Annotated in this window: 21 protein-coding genes; 14 read left to right on the forward strand and 7 right to left on the reverse strand. The window is 37.9% G+C overall.

All coding sequences use genetic code 11. The features are described from left to right. Window positions 1–7 precede the first annotated feature (7 nt). The gene (locus BCR25_RS05425; RefSeq protein ID WP_069662600.1) at window positions 8–1,249 is read left to right on the forward strand and encodes a peptidase U32 family protein; all 1,242 of its coding nucleotides are present in this window, start codon (window positions 8–10) and stop codon (window positions 1,247–1,249) included. Window positions 1,250–1,340: 91 nt separating this feature from the next. After that, window positions 1,341–2,693 (forward strand): glutathione-disulfide reductase, encoded by a 1,353-nt coding sequence (gene gor / locus BCR25_RS05430; RefSeq protein ID WP_069662601.1) that lies wholly within the window; start codon window positions 1,341–1,343, stop codon window positions 2,691–2,693. A gap of 147 nt (window positions 2,694–2,840) precedes the next feature. On the opposite strand, the gene BCR25_RS05435 is transcribed toward gor, so the two are convergent. The 4 genes from BCR25_RS05435 to BCR25_RS05450 all read right to left on the reverse strand — a co-directional run bounded on the left by BCR25_RS05435 (window position 2,841) and on the right by BCR25_RS05450 (window position 6,912). Beyond that, window positions 2,841–3,824, reverse strand: coding sequence for a polyprenyl synthetase family protein (locus tag BCR25_RS05435; protein ID WP_069662602.1), 984 nt, complete (start codon window positions 3,822–3,824; stop codon window positions 2,841–2,843). 39 nt (window positions 3,825–3,863) lie between these two features. After that, on the reverse strand, window positions 3,864–4,424 hold the full coding sequence (locus tag BCR25_RS05440) for a Gx transporter family protein (protein WP_069662603.1): 561 nt from the start codon (window positions 4,422–4,424) through the stop codon (window positions 3,864–3,866). Between the two features lie 16 nt (window positions 4,425–4,440). Beyond that, window positions 4,441–4,863: a NusG domain II-containing protein gene (locus tag BCR25_RS05445; RefSeq protein WP_069662604.1), complete on the reverse strand. Its 423-nt coding sequence runs from the start codon at window positions 4,861–4,863 to the stop codon at window positions 4,441–4,443. Between the two features lie 114 nt (window positions 4,864–4,977). Further along, on the reverse strand, window positions 4,978–6,912 hold the full coding sequence (locus BCR25_RS05450) for an NAD(P)/FAD-dependent oxidoreductase (RefSeq protein ID WP_069662605.1): 1,935 nt from the start codon (window positions 6,910–6,912) through the stop codon (window positions 4,978–4,980). A gap of 267 nt (window positions 6,913–7,179) precedes the next feature. Between BCR25_RS05450 and pplA the strand changes: the two genes are divergently transcribed. The 3 genes from pplA to menA all read left to right on the forward strand — a co-directional run bounded on the left by pplA (window position 7,180) and on the right by menA (window position 10,481). Then, window positions 7,180–8,103 (forward strand): extracellular electron transfer flavoprotein PplA, encoded by a 924-nt coding sequence (gene pplA / locus BCR25_RS05455; RefSeq protein ID WP_069662606.1) that lies wholly within the window; start codon window positions 7,180–7,182, stop codon window positions 8,101–8,103. 336 nt (window positions 8,104–8,439) lie between these two features. Next, window positions 8,440–9,513 carry an FAD:protein FMN transferase gene (locus BCR25_RS05460; protein ID WP_069662607.1) on the forward strand — a complete coding sequence of 358 codons (1,074 nt, stop codon included), beginning with the start codon at window positions 8,440–8,442 and terminating at the stop codon, window positions 9,511–9,513. Window positions 9,514–9,524: 11 nt separating this feature from the next. Beyond that, window positions 9,525–10,481 carry a 1,4-dihydroxy-2-naphthoate polyprenyltransferase gene (menA, locus tag BCR25_RS05465; protein ID WP_069662608.1) on the forward strand — a complete coding sequence of 319 codons (957 nt, stop codon included), beginning with the start codon at window positions 9,525–9,527 and terminating at the stop codon, window positions 10,479–10,481. Between the two features lie 86 nt (window positions 10,482–10,567). Here menA and BCR25_RS05470 read toward each other — a convergent pair whose 3' ends face one another. Together BCR25_RS05470 and BCR25_RS05475 are read right to left on the reverse strand one after the other, a co-directional pair. Further along, a complete protein-coding gene (locus tag BCR25_RS05470; RefSeq protein ID WP_069662609.1) occupies window positions 10,568–11,548 on the reverse strand; it encodes an LPXTG cell wall anchor domain-containing protein in 981 nt (326 codons plus the stop codon). Between the two features lie 133 nt (window positions 11,549–11,681). After that, complete coding sequence (locus BCR25_RS05475; RefSeq protein ID WP_069662610.1) at window positions 11,682–12,659, reverse strand: biotin--[acetyl-CoA-carboxylase] ligase; 978 nt, start codon at window positions 12,657–12,659, stop codon at window positions 11,682–11,684. Between the two features lie 204 nt (window positions 12,660–12,863). Between BCR25_RS05475 and BCR25_RS05480 the strand changes: the two genes are divergently transcribed. Beyond that, window positions 12,864–13,076, forward strand: a complete 213-nt coding sequence (locus BCR25_RS05480) for a zinc ribbon domain-containing protein (RefSeq protein WP_069662611.1) — start codon at window positions 12,864–12,866, stop codon at window positions 13,074–13,076. A 524-nt stretch (window positions 13,077–13,600) separates the two neighbouring features. Here BCR25_RS05480 and BCR25_RS05490 read toward each other — a convergent pair. Then, complete coding sequence (locus tag BCR25_RS05490) at window positions 13,601–15,028, reverse strand: AcpB/EbpR/MafR family transcriptional regulator (protein WP_169818987.1); 1,428 nt, start codon at window positions 15,026–15,028, stop codon at window positions 13,601–13,603. Between the two features lie 287 nt (window positions 15,029–15,315). Here BCR25_RS05490 and BCR25_RS05495 point away from each other — a divergent pair, with 287 nt between their 5' ends. The 8 genes from BCR25_RS05495 to lepB all read left to right on the forward strand — a co-directional run bounded on the left by BCR25_RS05495 (window position 15,316) and on the right by lepB (window position 24,746). Further along, window positions 15,316–16,038: a DNA-binding response regulator gene (locus tag BCR25_RS05495; RefSeq protein ID WP_069662614.1), complete on the forward strand. Its 723-nt coding sequence runs from the start codon at window positions 15,316–15,318 to the stop codon at window positions 16,036–16,038. 24 nt (window positions 16,039–16,062) lie between these two features. Next, complete coding sequence (locus tag BCR25_RS05500; protein ID WP_069662615.1) at window positions 16,063–20,133, forward strand: pectate lyase-like adhesive domain-containing protein; 4,071 nt, start codon at window positions 16,063–16,065, stop codon at window positions 20,131–20,133. Window positions 20,134–20,147: 14 nt separating this feature from the next. Next, window positions 20,148–20,495, forward strand: a complete 348-nt coding sequence (locus tag BCR25_RS05505) for an EF2685/EF0750 family sortase-dependent surface protein (RefSeq protein WP_069662616.1) — start codon at window positions 20,148–20,150, stop codon at window positions 20,493–20,495. After that, on the forward strand, window positions 20,496–21,302 hold the full coding sequence (locus BCR25_RS05510) for a WxL domain-containing protein (RefSeq protein ID WP_069662617.1): 807 nt from the start codon (window positions 20,496–20,498) through the stop codon (window positions 21,300–21,302). A 72-nt stretch (window positions 21,303–21,374) separates the two neighbouring features. Then, a complete protein-coding gene (locus BCR25_RS05515; RefSeq protein WP_069662618.1) occupies window positions 21,375–22,157 on the forward strand; it encodes a WxL domain-containing protein in 783 nt (260 codons plus the stop codon). A gap of 114 nt (window positions 22,158–22,271) precedes the next feature. Continuing rightward, window positions 22,272–23,405: a WxLIP family cell surface protein gene (locus BCR25_RS05520; RefSeq protein ID WP_069662619.1), complete on the forward strand. Its 1,134-nt coding sequence runs from the start codon at window positions 22,272–22,274 to the stop codon at window positions 23,403–23,405. 12 nt (window positions 23,406–23,417) lie between these two features. Further along, window positions 23,418–24,086: a hypothetical protein gene (locus BCR25_RS05525; protein ID WP_069662620.1), complete on the forward strand. Its 669-nt coding sequence runs from the start codon at window positions 23,418–23,420 to the stop codon at window positions 24,084–24,086. 15 nt (window positions 24,087–24,101) lie between these two features. Further along, window positions 24,102–24,746: a signal peptidase I gene (gene lepB, locus BCR25_RS05530; protein ID WP_083242590.1), complete on the forward strand. Its 645-nt coding sequence runs from the start codon at window positions 24,102–24,104 to the stop codon at window positions 24,744–24,746. The last annotated feature ends 354 nt before the right edge of the window (window positions 24,747–25,100 follow it).

Genomic DNA, 25,100 nt, shown 5'->3' on the forward strand with positions numbered 1-25,100 from the left:
AAGAAAAATGACAAACGAACGAACATTGAAGCGTCCCGAGGTCTTAGCACCAGCAGGGACGCTAGAAAAATTGAAAACAGCGATCCATTACGGCGCAGATGCCGTTTATATTGGCGGAAATGCGTATGGTTTACGAAGTCGAGCAGGTAATTTTACCAAAGAAGATATGATCGAAGGCGTTGCTTTTGCGAAAGAGCATGGTGCTAAGGTGTATGTGGCCGCAAATATGGTCACTCATGAAGGAAATCAAGAAGGAGCTGGAGACTTTTTCAGAGAAATCCGTGACGTTGGTATTTCTGCGGTAATCGTTTCAGATCCGGCATTGATTGAAATTTGTGCATCAGAGGCTCCTGGTTTGCCGATCCATTTATCGACTCAAGCATCTGCGACAAACTATGAAACATTGGAATTCTGGAAAAATGAAGGATTAGAACGTGTTGTCTTGGCTCGTGAAGTTTCAATGGAAGAAGTGGCAGAAATTCGTAAAAATACGGATGTCGAGATCGAGGCATTTATTCATGGGGCGATGTGTATTTCATATTCTGGTCGCTGTACACTATCAAATCATATGTCTATGCGTGATGCGAACCGTGGTGGATGTTCACAATCTTGTCGCTGGAAATATGAATTGTATGATATGCCTTTTGGTGGGGAACGTACGAGTTTGACAGATAAAGGTGAGGTTGAAGAAGAATTTTCAATGAGCGCAGTGGATATGGCGATGATTCAGCATATTCCTGAGTTGATTCAAAATGGTGTAGATAGCTTCAAAATCGAAGGTCGGATGAAATCGATCCACTATGTTTCAACTGTGGCAAATGTTTATAAAAAAGCAGTGGATACATACATGGAAGATCCTGAAAACTATGAATGTAAACAAGAATGGATCGATGAATTGTGGAAAGTAGCACAACGAGAGCTTTCAACTGGTTTTTACTACCATGTGCCGACAGATGAAGAACAATTATTCGGCGAACGTCGTAAGATTCCTCAATATAAATTTATTGGTGAAGTCATGGCATATGATGAAGCAACAAAAGTAGCGACGATCCGCCAAAGAAATCATTTTAGCGTCGGTGATGAGATTGAATTTTATGGCCCTGGGTTCAATCACTTCCACCAAACTGTAGAAGTTATGTATAATGAAGAGGGCGAATCTATCGATCGTGCACCAAACCCAATGATGATTCTAACAATGCCCGTGGCACAACCTGTGGCTGTTGGGGATATGATTCGTAAGAAAAAATAAATACTGATAACTAAGAGTGTGCAGCAAAACTGTTTTTCGTTTTGAACACACTCTTTCATTAAAGTATTCGATGAGAGGAGTTTTTGAGTTTATGGTAAAGCAATATGATTACATAGTGATTGGCGGTGGCAGCGGCGGTATTGCTTCTGCAAATCGTGCTGGTATGTACGGAGCGAAAGTTTTATTGATCGAAGCAGGAGAGATTGGCGGAACGTGTGTCAATGTGGGCTGTGTGCCTAAGAAAGTTATGTGGCAAGCGAGTTCAATGATGGAAATGATGCAACGTGATGCTGCTGGTTATGGTTTTGATGTAGATGTCAAAGCTTTAGATTTTAAAAAATTGGTTCAAAATCGTGAATCTTATATTGATTTTCTTCATGGAGCCTATTACCGTGGTTTAGATAGTAACAAGGTAGAAGTTTTGTCTGAATATGCGACGTTTATTGATGAACAAACAATCAAAGCCGGAGATGAAACATACACAGCTCCGCATATTTTGATTGCAACAGGTGGTCGCCCGAAAAAACTAGGTATTCCAGGTGAAGAGTATGCAATTGATTCTAATGGATTTTTTGCTTTGGATGAATTACCAAAAAGAGTCATTTTTGTTGGCGCTGGCTATATTGCTGCAGAGCTTGCAGGTACAATTCATGGATTAGGTGCTGAAACGCATTGGGCTTTCAGAAGAGAACGACCATTACGTGATTTTGACGAGATGCTTTCAGATAAAGTTGTCGAACACTATCAACAAGATGGGATGCATATTTATCCCAACTCAACACCTAAAGCGATTGAAAAACAAGCAACAGGAGAATTGGTAATCACGTTTGAAAATGGCACAGCGATCACAGCGGACAGTATTGTTTTTGGAACAGGTCGTCAACCGAATACAGAAAAACTTGGACTGGAAAATACACAGATCGAATTAACAGAAAAAGGCTACGTAAAAGTAGATAAATTCCAAAATACAACACAATCTGGTGTATATGCTGTGGGTGATGTGATCGGTAAGATCGATCTAACACCAGTGGCGATTGCGGCTGGTAGACGATTATCAGAGCGTTTATTTAATGGCAAAGAAAATGAATATTTAGACTATGAAACGATCCCCACAGTTGTGTTCACTCATCCGCCGATTGCAACAATTGGTTTGACTGAAAAAGAAGCGATCAATAAATATGGTGAAGAAAATATCAAGGTTTATAAATCTACCTTTACGCCGATGTATTTTGCACTGGGAGAGTATCGTCAAAAATGTGATATGAAGTTAGTGTGTGCTGGTGAAGAGGAAAAAATCGTTGGACTTCATGGAATTGGTCTTGGTGTGGATGAAATGCTACAAGGCTTTGCTGTAGCGATCAAAATGGGCGCAACGAAAAAGGATTTCGATAATACAGTCGCAATCCATCCAACAGGCTCAGAAGAGTTCGTAACGATGAGATAAGAGAACTAGGAAGGGACAGCACGTTTGTTTAATAGAAAAACGAGAGTAATTGTCTTTGCAACTTTTTAAGATATAGATAACAATAGATTATGATAGAAAAAAATAGAGTAGGTCAATCACAATGGAATGGATTGAACTACTCTATTTTTAGTTTGTTCTTGCTAAAATTGCTTGTGTAATCGATAGTAGTTGCTGTTTAGCATCTGTAGTGTCAGGTAATCGATCAATCCCTTTCAGGGCTTGCTGTGTATATTTTTCTGCAAGTTTCTGCGCTTTGGCTACACCACCAAAAGAATGTACCAGTTCGTAGATTTTATCGGTTTCACTGTTGGTCAATGCTTCTCCCTTTTCTAGATAAGGCAGTAATGTATCTCGTCCTTCTTCTAGGGCATATAGCAATGGTAAGGAATAAACCCCTTGTCGAACATCTTCAAGCACCGGTTTACCGATCTGTTCAGGGCTTTGAGTGTAATCCAAAACATCATCTATGATTTGAAAAGCGATACCGATGCTTTCGCCGATTTTTCCGCAATTTTTTGCGAATCGTTCAGACGTGCCGCTTTCGTAAGCGCCCACGAAGCAACTTAATGAAAAAAGTTCCGCAGTTTTTCCAGAAATATTTTCTAAATATTTCTCGATCGTCATGTCAACATTGTAACGGTTATCCATTTGACCTAATTCACCGCTTAGAATTTTTTCCATGCTTCTAGAGTTCAGTTGAATACTTTTTAATGAAGAGGAGTAGTCTGCTAAGAGTTTGAAACAGCTGACAAATAGATAATCACCCGCATAGACAGCAGTGCTATTGCCAAACTGTGAGCGAATAGTCGGCAAGCTACGTCTGATATCCGCTTCATCTACGATATCATCATGAATCAAGGTTGCCGTGTGTAATAGCTCGATAGCTGCGGCTAAAGCTACAGCTTTTTTAGGGTCTCTTTGTTCACCGAAACGGGAGAAGAGCAATTGATAGGCTGGACGCAGTAATTTTCCTCCAGAGTGAATCATGGACATGACTGCCTGTTCAACGTCTTTGTTTTTTAGATTGACGGTACTTTCCATCAATTTTAAGGTGTTGTTTAATTCTTTTGCTAGTTCAGGGTATTTTCCCCACATTGGATGAATGTTCATAAGATGACTCCTTTGATTGTACTCAGTCAGAACAAATTGTTATTGGAAGTATTGACTCCATTTATGTTTGGTTGTTGATTCATAGTTTAATTGAAATTGGCGTAATGTCTGTACATGACGCAGTAAATAATTGGCTGCGATACCAATGGCGATTCCAGATAAAAGCCCGATAAATGAAAGAAATGGCAGGTAAAGCATTGGACTCCAAGATTGAGCGAAAAAACAAGTCGTTAATAATTGACCGACATTGTGTAAGAACCCGCCTGCAGCACTGATTCCGATGATACTGACACGTTTTGGTCCCAGCTGCATGATGATTAGCATACCCAAATAACTAAGCAAGGCGCCACTTGCGCTATAAAAGAACGTAGATATTGTTCCGCCAAGTAACGTTGTCAAAATCAACCGCATGCAAACAAGAAAGAAACTGTCTCTTTTTCTCATTGTGAAAATGGCGATGATCGTAATCAAGTTGGCTAAACCAAGTTTTGCGCCTGGTGCAAAAGCAAAAGGATAGGGAATCATATTTTCAATCAGTCCGATGATTACACCTTGGGCAACGAGCATGGAAATGTAAATATTTTTCTGTAATTTATTCATAATTTCGCGACAGCGATCAATAAATCAAACTGCCATCTTCACTCCCATCAGAAGCCTCTACAGTGATAAATAAATTATGTGGCAAACAAGCAATCGGTGTTTCTCCTGCTTTAGATATCCAACCTCGTTGGACACAGATTTGATCGCCGCAATTTGTTTCCACTATCCGGATTTTATCACCGCTGACCTCAATTAAGTTATAATCACCATCTGCTGCTTCATATTTGTATGTATAAGTAGGGCCGTCTTCCTTTAAATCGAAAACTTTGATTACTTCACCATCTACTTTTAATATCGCTTGTTTTGTTGCATCTTCTTGTGCAGTATTTTGTATACCAAAAACAACAAGGGGCAAGAAAGAACTGAGAGTTAAAAGGACAATAATGATAATATCCCAAGGACGCAAATAGCTATTTTTAATAAATTCTTTTACATTCAACTCTTCCCTCTCCTTTATAGTTTTTAGTTGCTTTCATTTTAGCATAATGATAAAAGAAAGCCCTAGGAGTAAACCTAGAACTCTCTTAGATTTTGTTATAGTTGTTATAAAAGTTTATTTACTACCGTATCTGGACTTAGGCGTTCCGTACCACCATTTACCTAGAGTGCGTTGTAACCAAGGGATAACCCAGCGGTCTAAACCAAGTGCACGACCAGAGCCGTTCATCAAGGCGAAGGCAACAAAGATAAACCAGATGTTGACCCAGTAGAACATACCTGATAAACAGAATGCTACAGTTAAACCAATTGTTGCGGCACTACTTAACCAAGTGAATAATCCAGCGATCAAGGCCAAAGCAATCAAGACTTCGACGATCGTCATGAATTTTTGCATAAACAATGCGACATCTTGGTTTGGCATCATGAATTTCATTACACTTTCAAACCATTTTGGCATATGATCGAAGACTTGCATTGGTTCTTCACCATAAGCGTAGCTTAAGCCAAAGTGCGCTGCTTGCGTAGCTGCTTCACCAGTTGCTTCGGCACCTGCACCACTTGCGGCAGTTGTTGTTTCAGCTGCTGCAGAAGCGCCAGTCGTTACTTGTTCTTGTAACCATGGGAATGGGAAGACAACTTTATCTGTGAACCATGAACCATCACCAAACCATGTACTAGGTTTTAAGTAGTCACCAGTTCCGACGATTTTCTTCATGGATTCTACTAACCAAACCATACCGTAGAATACACGTAATGGTACGCTCCATAAAACATTGCCATAACGAGAAGAATGTCCGCGTGTGACATTACGATCATCTTTGATATGGAAGAATTCGTGCATGATATATTGGAACATATAATAACCAGAACGAATGTCAAAGAAATATTTCAAGTTGACGATGTGTTTCATGATAATTGCTAAGAAACCGCTAAGATGAATCTTATCAAATAAGTTAGCAACGCCCCATTTAGAGCCAACAGAAACCATGAATCCTTGATAATTACCTTTAAATGCGTGTTTTTCGCCGCCTTTAATATCTGCAACGATGTTTGCAGCAGCAGTATGACCTGTTTGCTCAGCTGCTTGTACGATTTGAGGTGTAGGTGTATTTGGTGTTTCTTCATAATAAACCAAGTCACCCACGATATAAATATTTTTATCTTCGTAGCCTTTTGCTTGCATAAATTCATTCGCAACTAAGCGATTTCCACGTGCCGCTTCTAACCCGAAATCAGCAGCGTCAGAGGTTGCTTTTACACCAGCAGTCCAAATCAATGTATGTGTAGGAACAGTAGATCCATCTTTTAATTTGATATGATCTGCAGCTACTTCAACGATTGGCGCATTAAGCAACAATTTCACATTTTTCTTCTCTAAATAACGTTCAGCTTTAGCTGCGTCGTTACGAGATAACATGTTTAAGATTGTCGGCATTGCTTCAACGACCATTAATGTAAACTCATTAGGATCAAGTTTGAAGTCTTTAGCAAGACGATCTTTCCAGTCAATCAGTTCACCGATCATTTCGATACCAGTAAATCCTGAACCGCAGACTACAAAAGTAAGCATTGCTTTGCGGATTTCTGGATCTGGCTCAATCGCTGCCTTTTCAACAGTTTCCAAAATATGTTCGCGAATTTTCAGAGAGTTTTCAAAAGACCACAGAGTAAATCCGTGTTCTTTAACACCTGGAGTACCAAAATCATTTGGCTCGCCGCCCATACCGATGATCAATTGGTCAAATTCGTAAGAACCTAACTTTGTTTGAACGACTTTTTTGTCTTTATCGATACCAGTTACAGTGTCTGTTACAAGTGTAACGTTCTTTTTGCGTGAAAATAAACGTTGTAAATCGTATTGAATCGCTGACGGTTCAACACGTCCTCCTGCTACTTCATGCAACTCAGTCATCATGGTGTGGTAAGAATGACGATCGATTAAAGTAATCTCAACGTCAGAGTCTTTTTTTAATTTTTTTGCTAAAAATTTAGTTGCTGAAACTCCAGCATACCCAGCTCCCACAACGACAATTTTTTGCTTTGTCATTGATAATCCGCTCCTTAAAAAATGAAATGAAAATGATAATAATTACACAATCGATTTCATTATATAGCCTGTTTGCGGTTTTGTCTAATACCAATTCCTAAATATAGGAAATAAATTTTTCTTTATTAAAATCTTGTGAAAAAGGAGTAAAAAAAATTCTTTCTTTTATCACTTTAATTGACATAAGTATAATTTTATATAGAATGTAAATTATATCACAAACAAAAATTTGTGGAACGTTATAAGAAAAGGAAAAGGTGAACTAAAATGAAAATGAGTAAAATTGTTAAGGGATTTACAGCTATTGCACTTTCATCACTTTTATTAGCAGCTTGTGGTTCAGATGATAAGAAAGATACAGCAAAATCATCCGATTCAGAAACATCAAAAACTGCTGAATCTTCTACAGCAGCAGAAAAAGAAGCTGGTGCAGATTTACAAGACGGTACGTATAAGCTAGAAGAAAAGAACGAAAAAAATGGGTATCGTGCAACATTTGAAATGACTGTTAAAGACGGTAAAATCACAGAATCTAAATACGATAACATCAATGCTGATGGCAAATCAAAAACTGAAGATAAAGATTACGAAACAAACATGAAAGATAAAACTGGCGTTGGCCCAGCTGAATTCATTCCTGAATTAAACGAATCTTTCGTGAAAGCTCAAAGCGCGAGCGGTGTTGAAGTTGTAACAGGTGCGACTCACTCTAGTGAATCATTCCAAAACTATGCACAACAATTGATCCAAGCTGCACAAGCTGGTGACACTAAAACAATCGAAATCGACAATGGTGCTGACCTTAAAGACGGTACGTATTCATTAACAGAAAAAAATAACTCAAATGGTTACCATACAACATTCTCAATCGTTGTTAAAGATGGTAAAGTAACTGAATCTAACTACGATAACGTAAATGACGAAGGCAAATCTAAAAAAGATGATGCTGACTACAACAAAAACATGAAAGAAAAATCTGGTACAGATCCAGAAACATACATCCCAGCATTAAATGAAGAATTCGTTAAAGCAATGGGCGAAGACGGCGGATCAGCTGCAGATGTAGAAGTGGTAACTGGAGCAACACACAGTACACATTCATTCGTAATGTACGCACAACAATTAATCAATGCTGCTGAAAAAGGCAACACTGATGAAATCGTTGTTGACAACATCGTAATGAAAAAATAATTCTTTCACAGAATTAAAATCATGAAACAAATACGTGCAGAATTCAGAGATTAAGTCTGAATTCTGCATTTTTGCTGCAAATACACTTCGCTTTAAGCACTATACTCACTAGATGATTAAGACTTTATAAGGCGTTATCGAGATAAAGGATGAGTACACTCAAGAGAGACATAAAGACCCTGTGAGGATAAAACGCAGTAAAAAGTGATGACTTTCACAAAAAAGAAACGAGAGTGAACCGTCAAAATACATAAATAAAAAGAAAATCCTTTTCATTGTTCAAAAAAAGCGCTACTATAAATGAGAAAATTTTTTCTATTTAGAAAGAGGGATACGATGAAAAACAAAAAGGCATTACGCATCTTATTTACTGGACTATTTCTAATCTTTTTAGCAGGCTGTAACTCGAAAACGGAAACAGCTAAAATAAATAAAGAACCTTATTCAGATCAACAATCTTTACTTGGCACGTATGTTCAAGTGCGGATTTATGATGACGGCAAAAAGGATGTTTTGGAAAAAGCATTTGCTCGGGTAAAAGAACTTGGAGATAAAATCACCGTCAATGAAAAAGGGTCAGAAATCGATGCAGTTAATGAACAAGCAGGAATCAAGCCTGTCAAAGTTTCAGATGACGTATATCCGTTAATAAAACGCGCATATGAGTACAGTGAAGACTCCTCAGGTGGTTTTGATATGGCAATTGGTCCAATCACCCAGCTGTGGCATATCGGCTTTGACGATGCACGTAAACCGTCTCAAGAAGAAATCGATCAAGCGTTAAAATTAGTTGATTATCATAAAGTGAAACTAAATGATAAGGATCAGACAGTTTACCTTGAAGAAAAAGGAATGGAACTGGATCTAGGTGCAATTGCTAAAGGGTATATTACAGATGAAGTAGTGAAAGTTCTTAAAGATAATGGAGTAACTACAGCGATTGTCGATTTAGGTGGGAATGTATTTGTTCTCGGTCATAGTCCTCGCGGCAAAGATATGGACTGGAATGTAGGGATTCAAGACCCAAATAAAGCACGTAACACAGTGATCGGAACGATTCAAGAAAGTAATAAAACTCTTGTGACTTCTGGAATTTATGAACGTTATTTAAAAGTTGATGGAAAAACATATCATCATTTATTCGATCCAAAAACAGGCTATCCCTTTGATAACGATATTGCTGGTGTGACAGTCATTACTGATAAATCAATCGATGGAGATGGTTTATCGACAGCAGTCTTTTCAATGGGTGTAAAAAAAGGACTAGAATTTGCGGAAGGCTTGAAAGATGTTGATGTGATTTTTGTAACAAAAGAAGACAAAGTCTATGTAAGTAAAGATATTGAAGATATTTTTGAGTTAGGAAAAGAGTCAGGTTACACGATGGGTGATCGTAAGGATCTGAAATAAGGAGAACGAATATGTCGTTGAAAGTATTTTTGCAAGTAGTGGAGATTCAGACGAAATTGGCTAGTCTGTTTCCATTTGCAGTTGGGGTGCTATTTTCTGTAGCGTATTTTCATCAGTTTCATTTAGGGCACACATTACTGTTTTTTATTGGTATGGTTATTTTTGATATGGCAACAACTGCTATTAATAATTATATGGATTTTCATAAAGCAAAGTCTCAAAAGTACAAATATGAAGAGAACATCATAGGTAGTTCAGGCGTTGCGCCGATGCTTGTTAGAAACATGATTTTTGGCATGATTAGTTGTACTTGCGCTATCGGTGTTTTTCTAACTGTTAAAACAGGTTGGTTATTTTTAGTGATGGGCGGAATTTGTTGTTTTATTGGTATTTTTTACACCTTTGGGCCGATTCCGTTATCAAGAATGCCTTTGGGCGAAGTTTTCAGCGGTTTTACGATGGGGTTAGGCATATTTGTGATGACCATTTATTTGAATGTTTTGATTAATCCTCCGTTTTATTTACAACTGGACTGGACAAAGGGACTCTTTGCTTTGACGGGCAGTTTATGGTCAGTTTTTGCGATTATTTGGGCATCTCTGCCGATGGTTTTTACGATTGCCAATATCATGCTGGCAAATAACTTACGAGATCTAGATACAGATATTGAAAATCATCGTTATACGTTGGTCTACTATATTGGTCGTGAGCATGGCGTGGTTTTATTTCAAGGGTTGATGCTAGCTTGTTATGCAGTTATCTTGATTGGCTTGCCATTTGGGCTATATCATTGGCCTATATTACTGGTATTTTTATCGTTACCACAGGTTTTGAAAAATCTTACATCATTTAAAAAAGAATTGCCGCATCCAAAAAGTTTCGGTTATTCAATCAAAAACTTGATAGCCTTTAATGTCAGTTATTTAGCAGGTTTGCTAGCAACAATTCTATTGGAAAGCATCAAATAAGATGGGTTTGAGAAATAAAAATAAAGAGTGGAACAGAAGCGACCTTGAGTAATACGCTTCTGTTCCACCTTTTTTATGATAATAAATTATTTACTCTTTTTTTCTTGTTTACTTTTGATGAATAAAAACAATGTAATTAATAATAGAATGGCAATCCCTGCGATTGAATAGTAAATCGTTTTTCTCTCACCAGTGTTCGGGAATAATCCTTTTTTCTTCTCTTCTTTCTTTTCAGCGGAAGATGCTGTCGTGCTAGTAGAAGTTGAATTTTCAGTTGCAGCCGCTCCAGCAAAAGCTTTGTCATCTAATGTATAGACATGAGAATAATCTCCAGATTGAGGAGTAAAAGCTGCGAAACTAAAGCCATCTTCATAGGCAAGTGTGAAATACCCTTCAGCATCTGTTGTTACTGAACGACTAGGATCAATCAAAGGATATAGCTCTTTGATGGTTGTAACAGTCAGTCCCAACCGGCTAGGTACACTATAACCATAGATAGAAACTCCAGCGGCTGTTCCTCCATTAAGGGCTGTAACTTTTCCTTTCACTTCTTTGCTATCTGAATCATAAGAGACAAATTGAACATCATAGGTAGGTGCTTCTGGAATGACTAGGTAACTCATGTCTAACGTTACCGCTTGCTTCTCGCCTTTGCCTTCCTCTAAAGGATAGACCATAAAACGAACTTTAACTACATTTTTACCGAGTGTTTTCGTTGAAGGTTCTTCTAAAAGTTTCAAATCTCTGAGAGCTGCTCCGTGAGAAGAAGCGTCATCATGAAGCATATCTGCCGTCACAGTATCGCCTTGATAAACGACTAATGTTGAATCGAGATGATCCCCATAAGCGGTTTGTGTCGAGCTTGATGTTTCAGTTGCTCTAGAATCTTCTGTTAGGGAAAAACTACTATCAGCGGTTTTTGTGAGTTCATTCTCTGTACTTTGAGAAGACTCAGCGATCGATGAGCTTTCAACAGTGCTCTCCGTGGCAGTCGATGAGTCCTCTGCAAAACCAACAGTGGGGAATAAAAGTGATAAGGCAACAAAATAAAAAACAGCTTTTTTCATAAACATTCTCCTTTTTGTAACATACGTATTGTTCTCGATATGAATGTAACATAAATGAAATAAATGACAACGTATTAAAAGGAGACTTTATATTTTCTTAAGGTTTTCTTAATGTTTAGAAAAGGCATAGATTTTATTTAATCATTGTTAAACTAATTTCACCTGAAGAAAGAATTTTTTCAGCGCCGTTTGAAAGCTTGACGATCAGTTCGCCGCGTTCGTTAATTGCTATGGCTGTTCCTTCATATTCAGTGCCAGCTTGTGTAAAGTATACTTTTTTATCTAAAACAAAAGATTTTTGCCGATATTCGTCTAAAAAGTCTTCTGAGGGTAATTGTCCCACTATTTGATAAAACTGATTCCAAATCGCTGCAATCAGTTCATTCCGTGTGCATGTAGGTGAACTGCTGGCAAAAAGAGAGGTTGCTTTCTCTTGTAGTTCCTTTGGAAACTCATTTTGGCTAAGAGAAAAATTGATGCCCATGCCGATGATTACATTTGAAATTTGCCCAGATTCTACGTCACTCATCGCTTCAGACAAAATACCACCGATTTTCTTTCCGTTTAAATAAATATCATTGACCCATTTGATTTCAGTTGTTACTTGAGCTAATTCATCAATTGCTCGAGCAGCTGCTACAGCCATGATAACTGTGTATTGAGCCATTTCTTCAAAGCGCTGGTTTGGCCGTAAGAGCATACTCATATAGATACCGCTGCCTGCTTTTGAAAAGAAGGGTCTGCCAAAACGCCCTTTTGGCGCTTCTTGGATATCGGCTACGATCAATGTGTTATTGGGGGCACCATTTATAGCAGCTAGCTTTGCGTCTTTCATCGTTGATTCAGAAGAATCAAGTACAGTGATGGAAAGAGAAGGTACAGCTGAGTCCAAAGCGAGATGAATACCTTCGGCAGATAAAAGATCAGATCGTTCATAGCGGTATCCTTTGTTTCGGCTGCTGACAATGAGATGCCCCTCTTTTTTTAATTCATTGATAGCTTTCCAAATAGCTGTCCGTGATAAGGAGAGTTCTTGAGCCATTTCTTCTCCAGAAAGAAAAGCTGGTGCTTGTTTCATTAATAAGGTTAGTACCTGACTTTTAGTAGACATAGTTTTCGCTCCTTTATAGTGATTTCATTGTATCTGATGTAGAAGAAGCCGGTCAACCACAATCCGCCTGTAAGAGGAGGAAAATATCCTTCTTAAGATGTATGATTTCTTGAGAAAAGCTTGCTATACTAAAAGGGTAGAGCAGGATGAAGCATTGTTTCTGCTAAAAGTTACTGGAAATTATAGAGATGGAGTGGAAAAAGAATGGAAAAGCAACAATATGTTTGTGATAAATGTGGGAATATGCATTATGTTTCTGATCAATTTCAGGCAACAGGAGGAAACTTTGCCAAAATATTTGATGTTCAAAACAAGAAATTTATTACAATTAGCTGTACACAGTGTGGCTTCACTGAACTGTATCGTGGTCAAACCTCTGATGGTTGGAATATACTAGACTTCTTGATTGGTGGTTAACCTACAGAGAAGAAGGTAGTTGAGCAAATAAATCTAGGTGTCATCTGAAATAGATGACAGCTGGATTTTTTTTGTTTAAACCAATACTGTTTTAAGTGATTCTGGGGTTTCGGGCAAGCTGAAAAATATTGTTTACTCCTGTGTTGCTTTATAGCTCTGTATATGTTTTCTATGGAAAGACAAAAATCCCCCTCGTAAAGTACTTTATAAGTCTTGCCCATAGAAACATCAAAGACAAGTACATAAGTCATTTTCTCATCTTCTTTCTTTTTTTTGAAAAGTTCTTCACTGTGTCATTTCGTTCCTAATTTCCTAAACACGAGCTCGAAGCCCCGACATACTTGACCCAGATTTTAAAATGATAGTAAAGGAGACTGCTTTTTTGTAGGGATTAGAAGTCCAAGAGAGCATGATCTCCCTTTCTCTTCTTAATCTATCCCCCTAAAAAGGAAAATAGAGGGTAAACTTATCGACGGATTAGTTTACCTTCTAATATTAATATATTTTTTATATTAGATAACAGTTTAGAGAATGGTCAGCTTTTTAGCTAAAATCTCCCATTCCCGCTCTAAAGGAACACTGGAGAACTTAAAAAAGGTACAGCCGATGTCCGATGAAGGCAGAGGAAAGTTACAAATACAAATATCGATATCCAGTCGTTCGATTAAATTATTGTCGATAGGCTGGTTGAATACAAACGACAGCTCCGCTGTTTTCGGTACATATTTATGCGCTAAATATTTATAGTAGGCTGTTTCAGCAGAAGTTCCGCTTAGCGCAAAGAGTATTTTACTGCTGCGATTCACCTTTGCTTCGGTTAAGGAAGCCAAACTGATCGCTAAGTCTTCTTTATATAAGAAATCATGATTATCTTTCAGGATAGACGTCCAAGTAGCAATTGTTTTTGGGTATTTCTTTTCCATCAGGGCTTTGAATTTAGAATCGTTTTTTTGAAATAATGGTGACAGTTCCTGCAACGCTTTTTCATTGACTAAAAAAGCTTTGATAATCGCTTTTAGCTCGACATTCATTGGATAGCTTAAGCCGGAAAGCTGGAAAAAGCTAGTCACTAAATGCTCAAAATCCTCTGTTGCCTGTAAAAAGCTAGTTGGTAAAAAATGACTCTTTTCATCATAAACGATTGTGTCTAATGAAATTAAAAAGGCAAAAATAATCTCTGAATCGGTGATCAAATTAAATGAATCTGGGTGTACTGCTTTTTTTGCGGCTGTTTTTAGCATTAGAAATGTATCTCTGTGACGATATTCCTCTAAAATATGAGCGTCGAGATAGACTAATTTTTGCTGTCTAATTCTTTGTTCACTAACGGTCATCCAGCGAACAAAACGATGATAATCAACATTAAGGACTAATCCATAATTGTGCAGCAGGTTTCTTAAGATTGCGTACAAGTCCATATGTATACTTTTTAGATAAGAATGTTGATTGTATTCAGCTACTTGTTCAAAGAAATGAAAATAAAAATACCTGATATTGACTTCGTCGCCAAGTATTTCGAGTGGCGAAAGGTTTAATGTTAAATCAAAATCCTCTAAAACGTCCTTTAAAACAGATAAATATTTGCGGAGAGTAGATTCTGCAATGAAAAATTTCTCAGATAAATAATCGATCGTCTCACTTCGGCCGTAAAAGGTATCTTCCACGATAGAAAATAAAATATTGTTCTTCACTTCATCTTCGATATAACTCAAAATCGGATTCATATCAGTAGAGATATTTAGAATCAAGGAAGAGTTTTCTAGAATCATTGAGTCTGGAAACAGCTTGCTCAAGGTTTGAATATCTCTTCTTAACGTTTTTTGAGAAACTTCACACGCTTCTGCCAATTCCGAAATTAGAATGGGCAAATCTGACTCTAATAATAAATTCAAAATGGTAATCTTTCGTTTTGTAGATGTATCCAATAATAATTGATAACCTATTTCATTCATATTAATTCCTCCAACATCATCATATTCTAGAATCATAACAAAAAAAATAAGGCGAATTTTATCTGAAATTTCTCCTATTGTAGAAAAACCATAAAAATAATTCTCATTTTTATATTAAAAAAATGAATTTAAATTAAATAATAATTAAAAAATGGTGAATTTTCGGTTTGGTTGGGCTATTTTAGGTTGTTTAGCTTTGTCCTTGAAGTAGACAAACCTAATTTGTGAAAAAAATGAGAATATAATATATTTCTTGTGCACAAATAAAAGAAAGGAGAAATTAATTTATGTATAATTTGGCCATTTTTAATACCAGAGATTATTCTATACCACCATCTACCCAAATACGTGATTGTTATTTTTCTGATGAAAACCAACTTTTGGAGCATTTAGATAGTCTTCATGGTGTGCTGATCTATAGTTCAGAAGACAGTCAAAGTCAAGTTCTTGAATTGATCTTGTCTCTCAAAAAGCAATCTTTGCTACCGATCTGGGTAAAATCGAAAACAGAAAATGAAATTAGCAAAAAAATTAATCTGGAACTCGGTGTGTTAGGTAACCTAGACAAAAATATATCTGATGATGAGTTGTTTGTCATTATTGAAAATACGTTAAAGCTGATTCACAAATCAGACAGAGAAAACATAAACGGACGAAACACCAGCAATGAGTTAGAACTTAACTCTCTAAATTGTAGCATGAAACTACCGAATAAGTCCGAAGTCAGCCTTACACGCTTGGAGTATAGGATGGTGTCTTTATTAGCAAGCAGAGTCAACCAGGCATTTACATATGAAGAGATTTCTAATCATGTTTGGGAAGGAAATGAGAATGTAGATTTTTCCATGAAAACCTATCGTGTAGCCAATGTAGCTTTCCATATCAGAAACAAGTTAAAACAAGGCGGTGTAGATCCTAAAATTTTACGTACTGTTCGTTCCGTGGGTTATCTTCTTGACTCGAGTCGGGGAAGCAATCTTTTAAAGGAGGTGATTGCGTATAATAGCTAATATTTTAAGAAATAGGGAGGGAAAATGAATGAAATGAACAGAAAAAAAAGACTAACGTATAGCATTATTTTAACGGTGTCACTATTGTGTTCAATTACAGTTGGTTATTTCTACGTCTCTGCTACTAAGCTCTTTGCTAGTACAGAAGAAATAGAGGAGTTAGTTGATCCGAATGAAGCTGTTCGGCTAGATCTAACTAATGAAGATGAAGCGTTAGAACAAATCTCAGAAGTAGAATTACCGAATACGTTTATTGAAGAAACTGAAAATGATTTGACTGAAGAACCTGAATCAACTGTTTTTATTGGAGCAACAGCTGAAGTTTCAACTTTTGAAGAATTACGATTGGCTGTAGCAAACTCAGAAGTCGGACAAATCGAAGTTCAAAACGATTTAGTTCGTAGTGGGACAGGTGCAGCAACTGCAATAGGGACTCTAAATAGAAATTTGCTAATCAAAGGAAATGGATTTTCAATCAACTTTGGTGCTGACAACGGAAGTTTAACTCTAGGCAACTTAGCAGCTGAGCAGGAAGCTCTTTTACGAGTGGAAAATGCTTCATTAGTAAAAACAGGAGCAACCTCCATTTTTAATGCGAGTGGGACCGGAGCAGGTTGGCATTTGGAACTTGAAAGTGTCAGTACAGCGACAGGTAACGCGGCTAGGTTAGCTTTAATTCCAGAAGGACGCTTAACGTTCACCGGAGGAACGAATATATTTGCGCAAACATTGACAAATGTATTTGTTCAAACAAAAGAAGTCTATGTCAATAACCAAGCCGAGGTAACGATTACTCGAGGAAACTCAGCAGTTTTCTTTTCAGCTGCAACAGTTGCTGATTCAAAAATTGTGATTAGTGAGAATGCGAATGTTTCAATTACAGTGGCTAGTGGAACTGCTAATGTGATTGACATGAGAGGTCCAAATCCTTCAGTTGTCGTTTCAGAGGAGTCCACGCTGCTAATAAATGCACCAGGAACAACAGCTTCACCGTCGAATACGGCAAATAATGCGATTATTATGACGGGGACACAATCGACTTTAGAAGTGCTTGGTAATTCTAAGCTGACGTTGACAACAACTAATGCGAAACGAGCGATTGGTTTAGTCGCTGCTGAAGCCAAAATAACAATCGACTCGAGTGAGTTAACTGTGAATGCTGCGACCGGACGAAGTATTAATGTGGCAGGAACAACTCCTCAAGTTTTAATCAATAATAAAAGCTCATTAAACTTGGTTAGTACTGGAAACGGACAACAGATTGTTTTGGATGGAGCAAATTCACTGTTCCATCTAGGTTCACAATCAACAGCAAATTTAACCACTGGATCAGGTAATGCACAAACGGTAGTAATAGGAAGTTCAGCTGCTAATCCGACATTACGAGTTGATGGAGGTTCTAGTTTTGAAATGACTAGCCCGGGTGCAACTACGGGAAGCGCTTCTGCTACAGCAAACAATGGGATTATATTGACTGGGACTACACCTAGTGTGGAAATTAAAGACGGTTCAAAAGTTAGATTGGGAACGACAGGAACTAAAAGAGCACTATTTCTTAATGGTATTTCAGCTAATTTACAAGTAGAGAGTTCAACCATTGATGTAACTACTGGTAGTGGTATGGGCATTCATTTGTCAGGTAATGATAGTAATGTAGATATAAATAGCAAATCTACTGCTAATATTGTTTCCGGAGCTGCGAATGGCCTAACTCTCCACGGAGAAAGACCAAGTTTAAGAGTCGCTGACCTTGGAACGGAGCTAACTGCAAGGAGTACAGTAAGTGCTGGATATGTCAATGCGGTGATCTATCTTGGATCAGCAACAGCAAATTCACTTACCTTAGGTGCTCGTGTAGAGATTACTGATGGCGCTCAAGTTCAAGCGACTAGTAATGTATCTTCTGCAATGGGGATTCAAAGTCGAGACGGAAATTTCCTTTTGTCTGATGATGCTAGCCTGAAGCTAAATAGTGGTGCTTCAACAGGTGAAGCAGCAGTGCTACGTTTCTTATATTTTGGAAGTTATAAATTCACCATTGATAATGCGTTGTTAGAAATTAGTAAAAGTGGTGGGAATTCTCCAGGAATTCGTATGTACGGCGGGAATAATCACATAGAGGTTAAAAATGGCGGGATGTTTCGGATAAATAATCCTGGTAATGGTACTGCCAATGATAATGCGAATCAAGGAGTCCTTTACACAGTTAATAATGCACCGAATTCTTTTACCGTTAGTGATCCCGGCTCATCCGTTATCATTAATGCTACGACTGGCCCGTCTATTGATATGGGTACTGCCGCAGGAACAATTGATGTATTGAATCAAGGATACTTTCAGGCGTCAGGACGAACAAGTAGCGCAAGTGGTGGAATTTTTAATGCTGGTAACTTGAGAGTGACATTTGATAATCCATTGTATATGAATTTCCGGAATAATCGTCCCTCTGGAGGAAATATCTTTAATGTGTCTAATGGCTCGACGTTAACTGCTACAAATAGTGATTTGGCAGTTTGGCGCAATGGGGCGGACTTAGATGGCGATCCGAATATTAACTATCGGACACTTGACTATTCGTTTAGCGGTCAGAATTTCAATACATTAGCTTCTACCAATAATCCGGATATTTTAAACACAGCGAATTTTGGAACTACTGGTTTAACAGCATACTCTCGTTTAAGTTCAAATAATGCTCGTTGGGCAATCGCTGATGAATTACGAGTTCCAACGAATGCGGATAAGAAAATTTATGGGCATATTAGTATACCAGTAGGGCTCTACGAATCGCGCTCAGCTTGGGATGATGAAGCAGAAGTATCTGTTGAAGTGACAAAGTCTAATGGTTCTAGTCAAATTTATAGAGCAAAATCTGTGGGTCATACTGACGAGGATCCTGGAATCAGCATTTATGGTGAAGAGCGCAGAGGGGGATTATTTGAAATTACCCTAAATGACTATTTAGAAGCGGGAGATAAGGTTGAAATAAAAGAGGTTCGCTTGACCAGTGGAGAGTTAACACCTGGGTTTGAGAATACTATTTTAAGTGACCCTAAAGTTACGTTTCCAATAGTTCCGCCGACACCTGCAGTATTTGACAATGAAATAGTGCTAAGTACAGCTTCCACGATTAAAGGCTATTCTGAAAATAGAGATGCTGTAGTTACTGCAACTCATAATGGACAAGCTATTGATACTTCAGATGTATCGATTGATAGTTCAGGGAACTTCGAAATCTCACTAAATGGGCTAACATTGTCTGAAAATGATGAAATACAAGTGTTTTTAAGAGATAAAGCCGGTCTAGCAGAAACTGCTGGAGTCGTTAATCCACCTGCCACCAACAATGAGATTGGTAATATCAATCCCGCAGAAGAGTTGGTGTTTCATGATGCGACATTTAGTCAGGCAACTGTTCTAACGGTAACAGAACTGGTAGATGCTGTCTTAACTGTAGAATTTACTAATGAGCTTGGGCAAATACTTCCCGGATATACGATTACAATTGATGGTTTGATTGGGGATGAAATTGATTTAACGAAAGAAGAACGTGTAGTTAAACAGTTAGAAGAATTAATGAATGCTGGATATGAAATCGCTGAACGTCCTGCAAATGAAACAATGGTCATTTTAGATAGTACCGAAGTAACTGTTCAATATAAACTTCAAGGGATATTAAGCTTAGCATCAGCACCAAACGCGCTTGATTTTGGTTCACTAGCATATAATGCAACAACTAAGCGAGTGGAAGACCCGTCCATTGATCAACCATTAATCGTGACCGATACACGTGCAGATACTGCTAATGGATGGACGCTAACTGCATCTTTATCCAGTCCTATGCGAAATAGTGACGGACAAGAATTGGTTAATGCTTTACGTTATGTATACAAAGGGCAGGAGACGATTTTAGATGCTAATGACCAGACTGTTTACTTAAATACGAATGGCTCAGCTGGAAGTTTTGAAGTGAGTGATAGCTGGGGGAACCAGTCAGGTACTGATGGTGTGAAACTTCAAATAGGTTCATCGGATACGATTCATACAGGAAATTATGTTGGTGTGATTACGTGGAAAGTAATGGCTGGTCAGCCATAAAAGGAGAGAAAAAAATGAAGAATAACAAAATAATCATTCTATTCTGCTCCTTGATGGCGCTAGTCAGTTTAGCGATATCACCACTAATGGTCCATGGAACAGAAGGAACAGGCGGACAAGTTAACACAGGTGGGAAAATTTCATTTTATGAAAAAGAAACAACACCTGAAGAAACAACTCCAATAGTACCGAATAAACCAGAATTACCTGCTGACAAAGATACAGGCACAGCAGAAAAACCAGCTGGGAACTTACCAAGTACTGGGGAATTGATTGGTAATTTCTGTTTTATCGGAATTGGCTTAGTGATGCTTTTCCTTCTTCTGATTGTATTACGCAGATGGACAAAGGAGGAGAAATAGATGAAGCGACAAAGTATCAAAGTTGTAAATAGCATTCTCCTTATGTTAGCAGGAATGACTCTTTTTAGTCCCACAGCTAAAGCAACTGCGGATTCCTTAGGGCAATCAGGTACTGTTAGTGTTGAAGGAAGTTCCATTTCAAATCCAATTGATCCAGAAAATCCGGATGATATCGCTGATCCAGGAGAAGGTCCGTCAACAGAAGGACCGTTACGAATAGATTATGTATCATCTCTTGATTTTGGACAAGCACAGCTATCGGATACCAACCGTACCTACACAGCACTAGCGCAACAATTTTTAGGTGAAACTGGACCAAGAGGTAGTTATATCCAGATTACGGATCAACGAACAATTTCAACTGGCTGGACTCTTCAAGTGAAGCAAAACCACCAGTTTCGAAACACGGTGATTCAAGAAGCCAGTGAACAAGAACTAAGCGGTGCTGTCCTTTCCTTGGATAAAGCCTGGGCAAACAGTAATAGCATCAGTGGTTCACCAACAGTAACTCGAGAAACGATTGCGTTAAATTCGATTGATACAGCTTACGAATTAGCCACAGCAACAGCTGGAAATGGCCGCGGAGTTTGGACGATTGCCTTCGGTGCTTCTGAAACCAACAGCAACGATATGGAAAATACTTTGTCACCAGTGGTAGATGCAGCAGGAAATGCTGTGAAGGATGAGTTTTCCGGCAAACCGGCCTACCATAACTCAGCAATCAGTTTAATGATTCCAACTGCAACAAAAATCTACCCGGTACAATACGCCACAGAAATAACTTGGATATTAGCCGAGTTACCTTAAACTTGTGATACTTCTGGATTCGTCCAGGTTATCAAATAAATTATAGACAAACATACTAGGAGGAAATATACTATGAAATTCACAACATTATCATCAGCAGCGATCGTCGCTGCCCTAACAATCGGAGCATTAGCACCGACAGTCGCATTAGCAGATACAACAGAACTAGATTCGACTGGTACAGTAAAAGTTGAAGAAGGTGGAGACGAAGAAAGCCCAGGCATTATCGATCCAGAAAACCCAGATGAAATCTTACCGCCAGTTAATCCAGAACCAGGTGAAGTTGTAAACCCAGATTTAGGTGCATTGATGATTGAACGTACATCAAACTTAGATTTTGGTACGATCAAAACATCAGCAAACGAAGTAACAGCATTCGCTGCACCAGCAAGTTTTGGTGAAGGTGAAGAGGCGACAACACGTGGCGCTTATGTTCAATGGCGTGATATCCGTGCCGGAGGGATTTTTGGTTATACTGTAACAGCAGAATTGAGCCAACAATTTACAGGAACTGGGACAAATAAATTAACAGGTGCAACTATTGATTTCAGTAACGGATTTGTAGCAGCACAAGGCGATAATACAAATTCAATTCCATCAAATACAGCAACAGCTTTCCAATTAACTGAAAGCAGTGGCGCATTCGATGTTATTACTGCGGATCAAGAAGAAGGAAAAGGTCGTTTCCTTATGGCTTTTGGTAAAAATGAAGATGGAACCGACGGCAACTCTGTGAAATTGACAATTCCTGCTGCAACAGCATCAAACATGGCTGAAGATGACTACGTAGCAAAAGTAACATGGAAAGTTGTAGCAGCACCTTCTGATACCCCAGAAGAAACTCCAGAAGTATAATTTTTTATTTCAGCTATACTGAAAGTAAGCTGACGAGATTTCTCGCCAGCTTACTTTTAAAAAAATAAATGCTCACATACATAGAAAAAACTAAAAAGACATGAGGTTAAAAATATGAGAAAAAGAATAAACGTAATAGGAATTGTTTCATTGATTGTATTGATGCTTTTACCGAGTGTCCTTTTTACAACGCCAGCGCATGCTGATGATAATGATGATCTGGCCGGAGCAACAGGTTTTACTTATAGAGTACATTTTCCCGACAATCAAATGGAAGACAATATTGGCTATTACAAACTAAAAATGTCAAAAGGACAAGAACAAACTGTAAATGTGACATTGACCAACCCGAGTGCAGAGAAATTAACAGTCAATGTGGGTTTGAACGGTGCTGTGACTAATCAAAACGGGGTGATTGAATATGGTGATTCAGATATTGAGAATGATGCTTCACTGAAGTTTGATTTTGCGGATATTGTAACTGGACCGGAATCTGTTGACTTAGAAGCGGGTGAAACAAAAACACTCGAACTAAAAATTCAAATGCCGGAAACTGGAATCGAAGGTGTGATTGCAGGGGGTATCCAATTAATGAAAGCGAATCAAGAGGATAATATCTCGAACGAAGGCGGCTCACGAATTATTAATCAATACGCCTATGTTATTGCGATGTTACTTCAAGAATCAGCAGGTACGTTAACACCAGATTTGAAATTAAATCAAGTATTTGCTGGACAAAGCAATTACCGTAACGCGATTTTCATTGATTTTTCCAACATCATCCCCGCATTTTTAAATGATATGACAGTAGAAACCCAAATTAATGCAAAGGGAAATGAAGCTGTTTTATATGAACGTAAACAAACGGCAATGCGCATGGCACCAAATTCCTTTATCCAATTTCCAATCAGTATGAACGGAGAAAGAATGATTTCTGGTACCTATATAGCCAATATTTTAGTGACTTCTGGTGATCAAAAGTGGGCATGGAAAGAAGAGTTCGAAATCACACAGGAAGACGCAGACAAATTTAATGAACGGGATGTCGGTTTAGTACAGGAAAAAGGCTTTAACTGGCAGTTGATTGTAATGATTGTTGGTGCTGTCTTAGCATTAGGTGGGGTAGTTTACGGATTGATCGTATTTCTACGTAAAAAGCAACAAAAGAAAGAGCAAGCAGAAAAACAAGCACGAAAAAAGAAAAAAGCGAACGGAACCAAGAGTAAAAAGCGACCGCTAGATGAATAGGGGCTGAGGCAAATGTCTATTTGGGAAACTATATTTATAGGAGGAGTTGCAGCAGCAATTTTGGCACTTATCGGCAGCCTCCTCTTCTTGCTTCAGTACTTTACACAGAAGAAAAAAATTGCCAAACTACCAAAGAAAAAATTTAAAAGCAAAAAGAAAAACAAAAAAATTGTAGGACAAAGAAAACTCCTTCAAAAAAAGAAAAAACGCAGCTTGAAACTAATGATTTTCTTAATAATCGTAAGTGTGGCGTTTGCAAGTGCTTCGGGCTATCTTTCTTACTATCAATCAATGAATCTAACCACAGATGACTCTGATTCTGTTGTCAAAGGCTATTATTTGCTTCGAGACTTTGAAGAGCAGCTGATTTTAGCAAGAGATCAAGGCGATGAAGAAGAAAAGCTGCAGCAAAATATCCGTTATCTTGCTACAGCCATGGCTAGTTATGGAACGAAAAAAGCTAGTACGGTCAATTCTCAAGAAGGTCAGCTGATGTTGAATCGTTATTACAATGCCACAAAACAATTAGGGATGAATGCAAGCACACAAACGAAGAATTTTTATAACAATCCTACATTAGTCGAAGAATTTTTGAAGGATATTGCTAAAGCACAAGAATATGAGCAAGCTGCATTTGCCTATTACAAGGTCAACGAAGACGCATTTTCAGAAGAAAAATGATTTGAGTTGTTTGCGATGAAAAAAAGAAATAGTGAAGAGAACAAACAAAAAAAGAAAGAAACATTAGCCAAATCTAATAAGAAAAAACGAACTTCAGATAGTTTTACTAAACGAAAGAAGAAAAGCAAGGGCTCCATTCAAAAAAAGAAAATACAGAGAAGAAAGCAGATATTACGAGATACAATCTTAACCGCAGTGATCACACTTCTGATGACAGTAGTGATCGGTTCATTTTTTTTCAAAGTAATTACCGTTCAAGGGTTTGGCATGATTCCTACTTTAAGAAATGGAGATATTCTACTTGTTCAAAAGAATAATGAGTTTCAGCGGTTTGATCTTGCTGTGTTTGTTAATGAAAAAAATAAGACTCAGGTTCGTCGAATCATTGGCTTACCGGGTGAGAAAATTGCTTATAAGGAGGATATCTTATATGTGAATGACCAGCCGATAGATGAAAAATTTATTGTTGATGAAGTGAATGAAAGTCAGCGCAACGGGAAAAATTTTACTGAAGATTTTACGAGCGAAGACCTAACTTCGACAAAAATAATTCCAGATGGCTATTACTTAGTCCTTGGAGATAATCGATCATATGCGACGGATAGTCGAGTGTATGGGTTGATTTCCCTGGAAAATATGATTGGAAAGATATACAGCTGATGAAGTTTTTAAGATGTTTAATAGATAAAAATGTTAGGGTTGTGATTTGTTAGAAAAGAGACTCTTATTCCAGCAATAACTGAAGAAGTAACTACTGGAATTGATGAACAGCGAAGCTTGACCCCAAAATTAAAGATATAATGGACTTATGCCGTTTGTATAAGTCTTTTTTCTTTTGATAGAGTTTCTTAGAGTATTAAAATGTAAGTGCAATACTAAAAGGGAGGGGCAAACAGTTTCTTCTGATGATGTTGATGAATGATCTTTATTAGATGGTATTCATTTAAAAATATTGGAAGAGGAGATGCTATCGTTGACAATTTTGAGTGCATCACCTATACTAAGAATTGTAAC

Origin of the sequence: Enterococcus termitis (assembly GCF_001730305.1) — a bacterium.
GTDB classification, from domain to species: domain Bacteria; phylum Bacillota; class Bacilli; order Lactobacillales; family Enterococcaceae; genus Enterococcus_L; species Enterococcus_L termitis.

Excerpts from the sequence above, each read along its gene's own strand:
- BCR25_RS05480 (WP_069662611.1), top strand. The coding sequence starts at position 12,864 with ATGGAAAAGCAACAATATGTTTGTGATAAATGTGGGAATATGCATTAT.
- gor (WP_069662601.1), top strand. The coding sequence starts at position 1,341 with ATGGTAAAGCAATATGATTACATAGTGATTGGCGGTGGCAGCGGCGGT.
- BCR25_RS05495 (WP_069662614.1), top strand. The coding sequence starts at position 15,316 with ATGTATAATTTGGCCATTTTTAATACCAGAGATTATTCTATACCACCA.
- menA (WP_069662608.1), top strand. The coding sequence starts at position 9,525 with ATGTCGTTGAAAGTATTTTTGCAAGTAGTGGAGATTCAGACGAAATTG.
- BCR25_RS05440 (WP_069662603.1), bottom strand. The coding sequence starts at position 4,424 with ATGAATAAATTACAGAAAAATATTTACATTTCCATGCTCGTTGCCCAA.
- BCR25_RS05525 (WP_069662620.1), top strand. The coding sequence starts at position 23,418 with ATGTCTATTTGGGAAACTATATTTATAGGAGGAGTTGCAGCAGCAATT.
- BCR25_RS05505 (WP_069662616.1), top strand. The coding sequence starts at position 20,148 with ATGAAGAATAACAAAATAATCATTCTATTCTGCTCCTTGATGGCGCTA.
- BCR25_RS05460 (WP_069662607.1), top strand. The coding sequence starts at position 8,440 with ATGAAAAACAAAAAGGCATTACGCATCTTATTTACTGGACTATTTCTA.
- BCR25_RS05435 (WP_069662602.1), bottom strand. The coding sequence starts at position 3,824 with ATGAACATTCATCCAATGTGGGGAAAATACCCTGAACTAGCAAAAGAA.
- BCR25_RS05425 (WP_069662600.1), top strand. The coding sequence starts at position 8 with ATGACAAACGAACGAACATTGAAGCGTCCCGAGGTCTTAGCACCAGCA.
- BCR25_RS05500 (WP_069662615.1), top strand. The coding sequence starts at position 16,063 with ATGAATGAAATGAACAGAAAAAAAAGACTAACGTATAGCATTATTTTA.
- BCR25_RS05520 (WP_069662619.1), top strand. The coding sequence starts at position 22,272 with ATGAGAAAAAGAATAAACGTAATAGGAATTGTTTCATTGATTGTATTG.
- BCR25_RS05475 (WP_069662610.1), bottom strand. The coding sequence starts at position 12,659 with ATGTCTACTAAAAGTCAGGTACTAACCTTATTAATGAAACAAGCACCA.
- BCR25_RS05490 (WP_169818987.1), bottom strand. The coding sequence starts at position 15,028 with ATGAATGAAATAGGTTATCAATTATTATTGGATACATCTACAAAACGA.
- BCR25_RS05510 (WP_069662617.1), top strand. The coding sequence starts at position 20,496 with ATGAAGCGACAAAGTATCAAAGTTGTAAATAGCATTCTCCTTATGTTA.
- BCR25_RS05470 (WP_069662609.1), bottom strand. The coding sequence starts at position 11,548 with ATGAAAAAAGCTGTTTTTTATTTTGTTGCCTTATCACTTTTATTCCCC.
- pplA (WP_069662606.1), top strand. The coding sequence starts at position 7,180 with ATGAAAATGAGTAAAATTGTTAAGGGATTTACAGCTATTGCACTTTCA.
- BCR25_RS05515 (WP_069662618.1), top strand. The coding sequence starts at position 21,375 with ATGAAATTCACAACATTATCATCAGCAGCGATCGTCGCTGCCCTAACA.
- BCR25_RS05450 (WP_069662605.1), bottom strand. The coding sequence starts at position 6,912 with ATGACAAAGCAAAAAATTGTCGTTGTGGGAGCTGGGTATGCTGGAGTT.
- lepB (WP_083242590.1), top strand. The coding sequence starts at position 24,102 with ATGAAAAAAAGAAATAGTGAAGAGAACAAACAAAAAAAGAAAGAAACA.